Source organism: Klebsiella sp. 4_1_44FAA, from assembly GCF_000238715.1.
Classification (GTDB): Bacteria; Pseudomonadota; Gammaproteobacteria; order Enterobacterales; family Enterobacteriaceae; genus Klebsiella; species Klebsiella pneumoniae.
In genome coordinates, this window is record NZ_JH414803.1 from 351,401 (window position 1) to 363,007 (window position 11,607).

14 protein-coding genes and 1 rRNA gene are annotated in these 11,607 nt (G+C 56.5%); 6 read left to right on the forward strand and 9 right to left on the reverse strand.

Annotation, left to right across the window (positions count from 1 at the left end; translation table 11 throughout):
* Positions 1–35 precede the first annotated feature (35 nt).
* A complete protein-coding gene (gene tilS, locus HMPREF1024_RS06750; protein WP_009309280.1) occupies positions 36–1,349 on the forward strand; it encodes a tRNA lysidine(34) synthetase TilS in 1,314 nt (437 codons plus the stop codon).
* 13 nt (positions 1,350–1,362) lie between these two features.
* Here the strand turns inward: tilS and rof are convergent, their stop codons facing one another.
* Both rof and HMPREF1024_RS06740 read right to left on the reverse strand, forming a co-directional pair.
* On the reverse strand, positions 1,363–1,623 hold the full coding sequence (gene rof, locus HMPREF1024_RS06745) for a Rho-binding antiterminator (RefSeq protein WP_002889424.1): 261 nt from the start codon (positions 1,621–1,623) through the stop codon (positions 1,363–1,365).
* Entirely contained in the window at positions 1,610–1,810 is a 201-nt protein-coding gene (locus HMPREF1024_RS06740) for a YaeP family protein (protein ID WP_002889429.1), read from the reverse strand. The genes rof and HMPREF1024_RS06740 overlap by 14 nt, the downstream gene beginning before the upstream one ends.
* Before the next feature lie 196 nt (positions 1,811–2,006).
* On the opposite strand from HMPREF1024_RS06740, the gene HMPREF1024_RS06735 reads away from it, so the two are divergent.
* The 3 genes from HMPREF1024_RS06735 to nlpE are packed head-to-tail and all read left to right on the forward strand — an operon-like array spanning position 2,007 to position 3,703.
* A complete protein-coding gene (locus HMPREF1024_RS06735) occupies positions 2,007–2,552 on the forward strand; it encodes a YaeQ family protein (RefSeq protein ID WP_009309281.1) in 546 nt (181 codons plus the stop codon).
* Positions 2,549–2,962 (forward strand): alternative ribosome rescue aminoacyl-tRNA hydrolase ArfB, encoded by a 414-nt coding sequence (gene arfB / locus HMPREF1024_RS06730; protein ID WP_002889433.1) that lies wholly within the window; start codon positions 2,549–2,551, stop codon positions 2,960–2,962. The genes HMPREF1024_RS06735 and arfB overlap by 4 nt, the downstream gene beginning before the upstream one ends.
* A 42-nt stretch (positions 2,963–3,004) precedes the next feature.
* A complete protein-coding gene (gene nlpE / locus HMPREF1024_RS06725; protein ID WP_002889435.1) occupies positions 3,005–3,703 on the forward strand; it encodes an envelope stress response activation lipoprotein NlpE in 699 nt (232 codons plus the stop codon).
* A gap of 131 nt (positions 3,704–3,834) precedes the next feature.
* Here the strand turns inward: nlpE and HMPREF1024_RS06720 are convergent, their stop codons facing one another.
* The 7 genes from HMPREF1024_RS06720 to metN form a co-directional block, all read right to left on the reverse strand.
* The gene (locus tag HMPREF1024_RS06720; RefSeq protein WP_004212714.1) at positions 3,835–4,677 is read right to left on the reverse strand and encodes a YaeF family permuted papain-like enzyme; all 843 of its coding nucleotides are present in this window, start codon (positions 4,675–4,677) and stop codon (positions 3,835–3,837) included.
* A gap of 58 nt (positions 4,678–4,735) precedes the next feature.
* A complete protein-coding gene (gene proS / locus HMPREF1024_RS06715) occupies positions 4,736–6,454 on the reverse strand; it encodes a proline--tRNA ligase (RefSeq protein WP_004151928.1) in 1,719 nt (572 codons plus the stop codon).
* Positions 6,455–6,566: 112 nt separating this feature from the next.
* On the reverse strand, positions 6,567–7,274 hold the full coding sequence (gene tsaA, locus HMPREF1024_RS06710; RefSeq protein ID WP_002889441.1) for a tRNA (N6-threonylcarbamoyladenosine(37)-N6)-methyltransferase TrmO: 708 nt from the start codon (positions 7,272–7,274) through the stop codon (positions 6,567–6,569).
* Complete coding sequence (gene rcsF / locus HMPREF1024_RS06705; RefSeq protein WP_002889443.1) at positions 7,271–7,678, reverse strand: Rcs stress response system protein RcsF; 408 nt, start codon at positions 7,676–7,678, stop codon at positions 7,271–7,273. The genes tsaA and rcsF overlap by 4 nt, the downstream gene beginning before the upstream one ends.
* Before the next feature lie 107 nt (positions 7,679–7,785).
* Positions 7,786–8,601, reverse strand: a complete 816-nt coding sequence (gene metQ / locus HMPREF1024_RS06700) for a methionine ABC transporter substrate-binding lipoprotein MetQ (protein ID WP_002889445.1) — start codon at positions 8,599–8,601, stop codon at positions 7,786–7,788.
* Between the two features lie 43 nt (positions 8,602–8,644).
* Positions 8,645–9,298 (reverse strand): methionine ABC transporter permease MetI, encoded by a 654-nt coding sequence (locus tag HMPREF1024_RS06695; RefSeq protein ID WP_002889448.1) that lies wholly within the window; start codon positions 9,296–9,298, stop codon positions 8,645–8,647.
* A complete protein-coding gene (gene metN / locus HMPREF1024_RS06690; protein ID WP_002889450.1) occupies positions 9,291–10,322 on the reverse strand; it encodes a methionine ABC transporter ATP-binding protein MetN in 1,032 nt (343 codons plus the stop codon). The genes HMPREF1024_RS06695 and metN overlap by 8 nt, the downstream gene beginning before the upstream one ends.
* Before the next feature lie 188 nt (positions 10,323–10,510).
* Here metN and gmhB point away from each other — a divergent pair, with 188 nt between their 5' ends.
* Positions 10,511–11,077, forward strand: coding sequence for a D-glycero-beta-D-manno-heptose 1,7-bisphosphate 7-phosphatase (gene gmhB / locus HMPREF1024_RS06685; protein ID WP_002889452.1), 567 nt, complete (start codon positions 10,511–10,513; stop codon positions 11,075–11,077).
* Between the two features lie 368 nt (positions 11,078–11,445).
* Positions 11,446–11,607, forward strand: a 16S ribosomal RNA gene (locus HMPREF1024_RS0127175); the annotation flags it as partial.

An 11,607-nucleotide genomic window follows, 5' to 3' on the forward strand; every position in this document is an offset into this window, starting at 1 on the left:
TGGCCCGGTAACGTGCCGGGCCATCACTTCTCGGTATGTTCGTGGATATGACGGCTGATATTGCGCATACGCTTCATCCCCATCGCCAGCTGCTGGTGGCCTTCAGCGGCGGTCTGGACTCGACGGTTCTTCTGCATCAGCTGGTGCTGCTGCGGGAACAGGATCCCTCGCTGACGCTGCGGGCGGTGCATGTTCACCACGGCCTTAGCGTCCACGCAGACGACTGGGTGGCGCATTGTCGGCAGATTTGCCAGCAGTGGCAGGTGCCGCTGGTGGTGCATCACGTGACGTTAGCCCGGGGAGGGCTGGGCGTCGAGGCCCACGCTCGTGCGGCGCGCTATCAGGCCTTTCAGGATACGCTCAATGCCGGCGAGGTGTTAGTGACCGCCCAGCACCAGGACGATCAGTGCGAAACCCTGCTGCTGGCGTTAAAACGCGGCAGCGGTCCTACCGGCCTGTCGGCGATGGCGCCATCCTCTGCCTTTGCCGGCAGTCGACTGCTGCGTCCTCTCCTCAATGAAACCCGCGAATCACTACGCCAGTGGGCGCTCGCCCATCAGCTGTCGTGGATCGAAGATGAGAGTAATCAGGATGATACCTATGACCGCAATTTCCTGCGCCTGCGGGTGATCCCGGTGCTGCGCGAGCGTTGGCCGCACTTTAGCGAGGCCGTCGCCCGCAGCGCCAGCCTGTGCGCCGAGCAGGAACAACTGCTGGACGAGATGTTGGCGGCGGAGCTGGCGTCGCTGGTGGCCGAAGATGGCTCGCTGGCTATCGCGCCGCTGGCGACGATGAGTCCGCCGCGCCGAGCGGCGCTGCTGCGTCGCTGGCTCGCCGGGCAGCAGGCGCCGATGCCCGCCCGCGAGGTGCCTGAGCGCCTCTGGCACGAGGTGGCGCTGGCGCGGGAAGATGCCAGCCCCTGTCTGCGGCTGGGGGAATTTACCGTCCGCCGTTTTCAACAGCGTTTGTACTGGGTGAAGTATCTTCCCGGTCAGACGGACAGCGTTCAGCGCTGGCCCGACTGGCGCCAGCCGCTGCGGCTGGCGGACGGTCTCGGCGAGCTGACGCTGCGGCCCGGCGGCAGGCTGCGCCCGCCGTCGGCGGATGAGCCGGTCACCGTCCGCTTTCGCGCCAGCGGCCACCTGCATATTGTCGGGCGCCATGGCGGACGCAAGCTTAAGAAGCTCTGGCAGGAGCTGGGCGTTGCTCCGTGGCGACGAGACACCACGCCGCTGCTGTTTTACGGCGAAACGCCGATTGCCGCAGCGGACGATCTGTTTGTGACCACAGAAGGTGAAGTGAAGGACGGGGAAGGGGTCAGGCTGATGTGGAGGAAAACGGGCGATTAAGCCCGTTTTTGATTCAGGATTCGCTCACCACCACGGTGCCGATTTCCGGGTGACTGAAGCTGGCGATTTTATCCAGGCGCAGCTCGCGGACGTTGCCGGCGAGTTCGACCACCAGATACTCGATATTTTTTCGCGAGATAAGATCGCTGGCCTTTGCCTGCAGCTGTTCGCCATCCTTCAGCGCCAGCGTCAGCACCAGGTGATGCTGGCAGGCCAGCTCCAGGTTGTCGTAATCATCGCAGTTAATGGGTTGATAAGTATCATTCATTGACATAATCGCTCACCAGTAAGTTTGCTGCCGCATAAGCGGCCTTTTCCCTGACTGACTCCGAAAGGGCCTCATCCGCCGCAATCTCATTCAATACTTTCAACACGCAACCCAGCGCATCCGGGATATACCCTAAGTCTCCGCTGGCTATTTCCGCATACCGCTTGCGTATTAACTCACAATAGTGGTCCACATGCCCTCCTGTCAGCGTTCTGACTCAACCGTGGGATGCAAGTTTAAGCCTACGAAGATAAACTCTGTTTAGCAAGGGAACTATATCATAGTCATTTAAGCAATTTCAGCAGGATGAAACAGGTTGCTGCGATTGACGACAGCCTTTTGCCGCCAGTTTCGCTACAATGTACGCCATTCTTTTCAGGAGTTTATTCATGGCGCTGAAAGCGACAATATATAAAGCTGCGGTAAATGTAGCCGATCTGGATCGCAACCAGTTTCTGGATGCTAACCTGACGCTGGCTCAGCATCCGTCAGAAACCCAGGAGCGCATGATGCTGCGCCTGCTGGCATGGATCAAATATGCCGATGAACGGCTACAGTTTACCCGCGGTCTGTCGTCGGATGACGAGCCGGAGCTGTGGCTGCTTAACGATCATCTCGGGGTCGATCTGTGGATCGAACTGGGTCTGCCGGATGAGCGGCGGATTAAGAAAGCCTGCTCACGGGCGCAGGCGGTGGCGCTGTTTGCCTATAATAGCCGGGCAGCTGAAATCTGGTGGCAGCAGAATCAGAGCAAGCTTGCGGCGTACCCGAAGCTGACCATCTGGTATCTTGATGATGCGCAATTGGCACTGCTTAGCGCCTTTGCCGACCGTACCATGACGCTGCAGGCCACTCTGCAGGAGGGCAGTATCTGGTTATCCGGCGCTCGGAATAATCTGGAAATTCAGCTTACCGCCTGGCAAGCGTCGGCATGATTACTATTAGCCGCAGCGTAGCCCTTGCCGACGACGAGATCGTCTTGTCAGGCATTCGCGCCCAGGGAGCAGGGGGGCAGCATGTAAACAAAGCGTCGACGGCGATCCATCTGCGCTTTGATATTAAAGCTTCAAGCCTGCCGGAGTTTTACAAAGAGCGCCTGCTCGCCGCCAGCCACCACTTAATTTCTGCTGACGGTGTGGTTATCATTAAGGCTCAGGAATACCGCAGCCAGGAGATGAACCGTGAAGCGGCGATCGCCCGGCTGGTGGCCCTTATTAAAGAATTAACCGCAGTGCAAAAAAGTCGCCGGGAGACGCGACCGACTCGGGCATCGAAAGAGCGACGCCTTGCTTCCAAGGCACAGAAGTCCTCAGTCAAGGCGCTGCGTGGGAAAGTTCGCCAGTGAAGGCGTCGGCGAACGGGTGAAATGGATGATAAGGAAAGCAAAGTGAAGAAAATCGTATTCTCCGTGATAGCGGCCTGTTCGCTGTTCGCGCTGTTTGGTTGTAACCATCGCGCCGAGACTGACACGGTCCAGCCAGCGGCGATGGAAGAGCTCAAGCCGATGCAGCAAAGCTGGCGAGGCGTGCTGCCTTGCGCGGATTGCGAAGGTATCGACACCTCGCTGTTCCTGGAAAAAGACGGGACCTGGGTGATGAATGAGCACTACCAGGGCGCCCGTCGTGAGCCGTCATCCTTTGCCTCGTACGGCACCTGGGCACGTACCGCGGATAAGCTGGTGCTGACCAACAGCAAGGGCGAGAAATCTTACTTTCGCGCGAAAGGCGACAAGCTGGAGATGCTCGACCGCAACGGAAGCCCCATTCAGTCTCCTCTCAACTATACCCTGGAGCCAGTGAAGGCCAGCCTGCCGACGACGCCGATGGCGATGCGCGGCATGTATTTCTATATGGCCGATGCGGCAACCTTTACCGATTGTGCGACCGGTAAACGCGTCGCGGTGGCGAACAATGCCCAGCTTGAACGGGATTATGCCGCCGCGCGCGGGACCGATACTCGCCCGGTACTGCTGGTGGTAGAAGGGCACTTTACTCTCGAGGCGAACCCGGATACCGGCGAGATGATGAAAACGCTGATGACGGATCAAGCCGGCAAATTTATTCCCGGTAAAGACTGCAGCCATTGATTGTCAGGCCCCTGTCCGGGTAACGGGCAGGGGATGATCCCGCACAGTACCACCTACTTCCTCCTGTTATTAGCCCTGTCACATCAAGAGTGAGCGTGGATCTGGCTGGCGGAAAAGCGTCAATCGTTTCTTTACTCCGCACCGTCCTTCGGTTTGTTCAGCCCCACCAGCTTACCAGCCTGAAGATAAACTCCCAGTTTCAAATGCCCGACATACTGGAGCTGCGTTTCGGGTTTAAACGTGGCGACGTCTCCTTCCCGCATGTGCAGCAGATCGGAAGGACTGATCCACGCCGCCTGCGCGAGCGTCAGCGGATGCCCGGCTCGGACAAAGGCCTCGCTGACAAACTCCGAGCAAAACCACGCTTTCTTGTCGCCGCTTGCCGCATCGCCCAGCTGCGCTTTGGCCAGGCCACTGACGCACTGCTGGCGAAAGTCTCGTGAGAAGGGGTTGAGCGAGCAGAGCGGTTTGGTGACCATATAAGGGATAAACTGAATAATGCCGCGATAGTTATACCCGCTGTCTTTGACCTGCCAGGCAAAACTTTTCATCGCCGTCGCCTGGTCCGGCGTCAGGTCAGGCACCCTGAGAGCAAAGAGTTTATCGCTGTGCGCCAGCGCCTGCTGAAGGGTAATCACTTGTACGCCGGCGCCGGTGGCTTCCGCAACCTGACCTTCGCCAACATACAGCGCGACGTGGCTTACGGAAGAGGCGCTGAAGGCGCGGATCCCAAGCGATGTGACGCCCAGGCTGGAGGAGAACAGCAGGTCGCCGGAGCGCAGGTCGCTTTCGGCGATTTCGCGCAGTCCGCTGCCGGCAATCGAGCTTTGACGCTGGAGGGTAACAGCCCAGGATGATGAATGGTCATCGGCAGCAGATGTGGAAGGCGAGCTGCGGCCGACGTCCAGGGTACAGGCGGTAAGCAGGAGCAGGGCAAAAGTAAGCAGTCCGCTGCGGAGGAGATGTGCAGTCATTGGTACTGTCCTTGTAAAAAAAAGGCCCTGACATCCGTTCAGGGCCCTGAGGTGGGTGTTAGCCTTTTATCGCTTTAACCAGATATTCCACAATATCTCCGGTCTTAATCAGCTGCTTCTCACCGTTGCGACGATACTTGTATTCGATATCATCGTTATCGAGGTTACGATCGCCCAGCACGATGGTGTGCGGGATACCGATCAGCTCCATATCGGCGAACATCACGCCCGGACGCTCTTTACGATCGTCCATCAGCACTTCAATACCCTGGGCGCTCAGCTCGGCGTACAGTTTCTCCGCCAGCTCCTGCACACGGTAAGACTTGTGCATGTTCATCGGCAGGATCGCCACCTGGAAAGGCGCAATCGCATCCGGCCAGACGATACCGCGATCGTCAAAGTTCTGCTCAATCGCCGCCGCTACCACGCGAGTCACCCCGATACCATAGCAGCCCATGGTCAGGATCTGGTTACGGCCATCTTCGCCCTGGACCGCGGCTTTCATCGCCTCGGAGTACTTCGTCCCCAGCTGGAAGATATGACCCACTTCGATACCGCGCTTAATAAGCAGGGTACCTTTACCGTCCGGGCTCGGGTCGCCGGCGACGACGTTACGGATGTCGGCCACTTCCGGCGTCGCGACATCGCGGTCCCAGTTGATGCCGAAGTAGTGTTTGCCATCGATGTTGGCGCCAGCGGCGAAATCGCTCATCACCGCTACAGTACGGTCGATAATCACCGGAACCGGCATGTTCACCGGGCCCAGGGAGCCCGGACCGGCGTTCACCAGGGCGCGGATCTCTTCTTCGGTGGCGAAGGTCAGCGGGCTGGCGACCTGCGGCAGTTTTTCCGCTTTCACTTCGTTCAGCTCGTGATCGCCGCGCACCAGCAGGGCAACCAGCGGGGAAGCGCTATCTTCAACCGCTTTCACCAGCAGAGTTTTCACGGTTTTTTCGATTGGCAGGTTGAACTGCTCCACCAGCTCGGCGATGGTTTTGGCGTTCGGCGTATCGACCAGGGTCATCTCCTGGGTGGCGGCTGCGCGCGGCTCTTTCGGCGCAACGGCTTCCGCAAACTCGATGTTTGCCGCGTAGTCGGAGCTGTCGGAGAAGATCACATCGTCTTCGCCGCTCTGCGCCAGCACCTGGAATTCATGAGAGGCGCTGCCGCCGATAGAACCGGTGTCAGCCTGTACCGCGCGGAAATCCAGCCCCATACGGCTGAAGATTTTACTGTAAGCGGCATACATCGCGTCGTAGGTTTCCTGCAGCGATTCCTGCGAAGTATGGAAAGAGTAGGCATCTTTCATCAGGAATTCACGGGAGCGCATCACCCCGAAACGCGGGCGTACTTCGTCGCGGAATTTGGTCTGGATCTGATAGAAGTTCAGCGGCAGCTGTTTATAGGAGTTCAGCTCGTTGCGGATCAGATCGGTAATGACCTCTTCGTGGGTTGGGCCGAGGACGAACGGACGATCGCCGCGATCGGCAATGCGCAACAGTTCCGGGCCGTACTGCTCCCAGCGCCCGCTCTCCTGCCACAGTTCAGATGGCTGAACGACCGGCATTAACACCTCGATCGCACCGGCGTTGTTCATTTCTTCACGCACGATGTTTTCGACTTTTTTCAGGACGCGCACGCCGGTCGGCAGCCAGGTGTATAACCCGGAGGCCAGCTTGCGGATCATCCCGGCGCGCAGCATCAGCTGATGGCTGATTACCTCGGCGTCGGCAGGTGTCTCCTTCAGAGTGGAGAGCAGATATTGGCTAGTACGCATGTTGTAACGGTTCCAGTTAAACGAGCGGAACAGGCTGGTTGCCCAGCCTGAAACAAAAAAAGTGGTTTAGTTTACCAGTGTGGCAAAGATGCCAAAAGAGAGGAAAATAAAATTAGCGCGCTTCGAGGGCAAAGACTTCAAAACCGGAGGCAGTCACCCGCCAGCGGACGTTGAAATCCAGCAGCCAGACGGCATACGTTTTTCCCGCTTGTTCCTCTTTTCGGTAGGCCGGACGCGGATCCTGCGCCAGCACCTCGCGGATAAACGCTTTGATATGTGGGTAGCGTTTTTCCAGCGTGAGTAACTGTGCGTCTATTTCCGGCGTAAAGCTGACGTTCATACCCGCCAGCGGCGCCTGCTGTGCATAGCTGGCGCTGGCGTCCGGCAGGGCTTCGGCGAAAGGAAGATACGGTTTGATATCAACCACCGGCGTCCCGTCGACGAGATCGAGGCTGCCGAGTTCCAGTATTACCTGATCTTTCTGACAGCGAATGCCCTTGAGCTCAACGAGCGACATGCCGATGGGATTAGGGCGAAACGTTGAACGGGTGGCGAAGACGCCCATCCGCGCATTGCCGCCCAGTCGGGGAGGTCGCACCGTCGGACGCCAACCGCCTTCCATTGTCTGATGAAACACAAACAGGATCCACAGATGGCTGAAGCTCTCCAGGCCACGCACGGCGTCGGCCTGGTTATAGGGCGCGACCAGATGAAGTTCTCCGCCGCCGTGTTTCACCAGGCCTGGCTGGCGAGGAACGGCAAACTTCTCTTTATACGGCGAACGGATGACGCCTATTTGCGCGAACTGAAATGCGCTCATTGCGCCGAGACGTTAAGCGCTGAACCCAGGCAAACGGCCTGACGGTAGCAGCCTGGCGTACCGCTGGTCACTTCGCAGCGGTGAAGCAGGACGGCATTGGCTTTCATACGCGCGGCATTAATTTGCAGGCGCTTGCGCGCGGTGGGGATATTCGGCGGAGAATCCTGATTCGAAGCCTGGCAGGACTCGCCAGATACTTCACCCAGATCGCGGAACGGTTTACCAACCAGCTCTGACGCATCGGTGTAAATACGTACTGGGGCCGGGCGGGTGGCGCGCGGTTTGCTCGGCTCAGATTTAACTGGCGGGGTTGCAGTGCTTTGAGCAGGCTCAACGGGAGATCTGCTTAGCATGGAACAACCGCTTAACATGAGTGCTAACAAACAGATCGGTAAAGCACGCATAGTATTTCCTCAATGAATAAAAAACAGGGCGTTATTGAATCAGGTGCTTGCATAAATGACAAGACGGGCGTGAAGCCCGTCCTGAATGATATTACGGTGAGAAAAGATTACCAGCCTTTCACGGCACCGCCGTTAAAGATCTTGTTCGCTGCTTCGTAAACTTCATCGCTCTGGTAAGCCTGAACGAATTTTTTCACATTCTCAGCATCTTTATTGTCTTCACGCGCCACAATCAGGTTCACGTAAGGAGACTCTTTACCTTCAACAAAGATGCCGTCTTTCGCCGGGGTCAGGCCAATCTGGCTGGCGTAAGTGGTGTTGATAACGGCCAGCGCAATCTGCGCATCGTCCAGGGAACGCGGCAGCTGCGGCGCCTCCAGTTCAACAATCTTCAGGTTTTTCGGGTTCTCGACGATGTCCAGCGAGGTCGGCAGCAGGCCTACGCCATCCTTCAGTTTGATCAGGCCCACCTGCTGCAGCAGCAGCAGAGAACGACCGAGGTTGGTCGGATCGTTAGGGACGGCGATCTGGGAGCCCGGCTGCAGTTCGTCCAGCGATTTGATTTTCTTCGAATAACCCGCGATCGGGTAGACGAAGGTGTTACCGACAGCCACCAGCTTATAGCCGCGGTCTTTAATCTGCTGATCGAGATACGGTTTATGCTGGAAGGCGTTCACGTCGATATCGCCTTTGCTCAGCGCTTCGTTCGGCAGAACGTAATCGTTGAAGGTCACCAGTTCTACGTCAAGGCCATACTTCTCTTTTGCTACTTTCTGTGCAACTTCAGCGACCTGCTGTTCCGCCCCGACGATAACGCCGACTTTAATATGATTCGGATCTTTTTCATCCTGACCGCAACCCACCAGCGCCAGAGAACCGATTAACGCGCCAACTGCCGCAAAAGTTTTGAAATTAAAGGCCATGTTATTTCCTTCCTGTAAGAATGAGTGTTGTCTGCCAATAACGTTATTTGTGAGTCACAGCCCGGACGATGCGATCGCCAGAGAATTGAATTAAATAAACCAGAACAACCAGCAATACCAGTACGGTATTCATCACGGTGGCGTTATATCCAATATAGCCATACTGATAACCAATCTGACCCAGGCCACCGGCGCCCACCGCGCCGCCCATTGCGGAATAACCCACCAGCGTGATGAGCGTGATGGTGGCGGCGTTGACCAGACCCGGCAGTGCTTCAGGTAGCAGGACTTTGCGCACGATCTGCAGCGGCGTGGCGCCCATTGCGCGGGAGGCTTCAATAAGGCCGGTGGGGATTTCCAGCAGGGCGTTCTCCACCATGCGGGCGATAAACGGCGCGGCGCCAACTGTTAATGGCACAATCGCTGCCTGCAGGCCGATAGAGGTACCGACGATCACGCGGGTAAACGGAATCATCCAGACCAGCAGGATAATGAACGGGATGGAGCGGAAAATATTCACCAGCGCCGACAGCGTGCGGTACAGTTTGGCATTGGCGACGATTTGCCCCGGACGGGTCACGTACAGCAGCACGCCCACCGGCAGGCCGAGGACAAAACCGAAGAAGCCAGAGACAAAAGTCATTGCCAGCGTTTCCCATACGCCGCGCAACAGCAGCCACATCATTGCCTCAGACATAACCCAATACCTCTACTTTTACATGATGTTCCTGCAGCCAGGCGATGGCCGCCTGAGTGTCTTCCTGTGTACCGTGCATTTCGGTGAGCATGATGCCGAACTTCACCCCGCCGGCATAATCCATCTGCGCGCTGATAATGTTGTTATTCACGTTGAAGCGACGCGCGGTTTCAGAGAGCAGCGGCGCATCGACGGAGTGGCCGGTAAATTCCATGCGCAGCATCGGTACGCTATCCGCTGTGGCGGTAGGTTTCAGGCGCGCCTGATAGTCATCCGGAATATCGAGGTGCAGAGTGGACTGAATAAACTGCTGAGCCAGCGGCGTCTTCGGATGGGAGAAGACTTCGCTCACGGTGTCCTGCTCGATCAGTTGACCATTACTAATGACCGCCACGCAGTCGCAGATACGTTTAACCACGTCCATTTCATGGGTGATCAACAGGATGGTCAGCCCCAGACGACGGTTAATGTCTTTCAGCAGTTCGAGAATGGAACGGGTAGTGGCCGGATCCAGGGCGCTGGTGGCTTCATCGCACAGCAATACTTTAGGATTGCTGGCCAGCGCGCGGGCAATCGCCACGCGCTGTTTCTGGCCGCCGGAGAGGTTGGCCGGGTAGCTGTCGTGCTTATCACCCAGACCGACAAGATCCAGCAGCTCCGTGACACGGCGTTTGATTTCAGCCTGCGGCGTGTTATCCAGCTCCAGGGGTAATGCCACGTTGCCGAAAACGGTCCGCGAGGCCAACAGGTTAAAATGCTGGAAAATCATGCCAATTTGACGGCGAGCGCGGGTTAGCTCTTTCTCCGACAGGGCAGTCAGTTCCTGGCCGTCAACCTGTACGCTGCCCTCGGTCGGGCGCTCCAGCAGGTTCACGCAGCGAATCAGCGTACTTTTACCGGCGCCGGAGGCACCGATGACGCCGTAAATCTGTCCGGCAGGGACATGCAGGCTGACGTTATTCAGCGCCTGAATGCTGCGATTCCCCTGCTGGAATACTTTGGTGATATTGGAAAGTTTAATCATCAGTTATTTATTATCGTTTAGCCGTTTGCCGTGGCATTTTCTTCTGCCGTATCCAGGCGATGCCTGGCAATGAAATGGATGTTAAGGCATCCAGACGTCTAAATCAATCTGACTCTTTATAATGAGCACTTTCTTGCATGCGGAAACATGCGATACTAGCGGCACTAGTCTTTTTCAGGAGCAAACCGGTGGCAAAGTCAGTACCCGCAATTTTTCTCGACCGTGACGGCACTATTAATGTCGATCATGGCTACGTCCACGAAATCGACAATTTTGAATTTATCGATGGCGTCATTGACGCGATGCGCGAACTAAAAGAGATGGGCTACGCGCTGGTGCTGGTCACTAACCAGTCCGGTATTGCCCGCGGTAAATTTACCGAAGCCCAGTTTGAAACGCTGACCGAATGGATGGACTGGTCTCTGGCAGACCGCGGTGTCGACCTCGACGGTATCTACTATTGCCCGCATCACCCGCAGGGTGCGGTTGAGGAGTACCGCCAGACCTGTGATTGTCGTAAACCGCATCCGGGGATGCTGATTTCCGCCCGCGACTATCTGCATATCGATATGGCTGCTTCTTATATGGTAGGGGACAAACTGGAAGATATGCAGGCGGCAGCGGCTGCGGATGTCGGGACTAAAGTACTGGTGCGCACCGGTAAGCCCCTGACTGAAGAAGCGGAAAAAGCGGCGGATTGGGTGCTAAATAGCCTGGCAGAGCTGCCGGCGGCGATTAAAAAGCAGCAAAAATAAGCGTTGCGTTTAAAAGATGAGCGGTTGAAATAAAATTGTATTTTTCCGCTTGTCATTCCCGGAGAGCTCCCTATAATGCGCCTCCATCGACACGGCAGATGTGAATCACTTCACACAAACAGCCGGTTCGGTTGCAGAGAAAAATCCTGAAAAACGGGTTGACTCTGAAAGAGGAAAGCGTAATATACGCCACCTCGCGACAGAGCGCTAAAGCGCGTCGCAACTGCTCTTTAACAATTTATCAGACAATCTGTGTGGGCACTCAAAGTGACATGGATTCTTAACGTCCTCGGACGAAAAATGAATACCAAGTCTCAAGAGTGAACACGTAATTCATTACGAAGTTTAATTCTTTGAGCATCAAACTTAAATTGAAGAGTTTGATCATGGCTCAGATTGAACGCTGGCGGCAGGCCTAACACATGCAAGTCGAGCGGTAGCACAGAGAGCTTGCTCTCGGGTGACGAGCGGCGGACGGGTGAGTAATGTCTGGGAAACTGCCTGATGGAGGGGGATAACTACTGGAAACG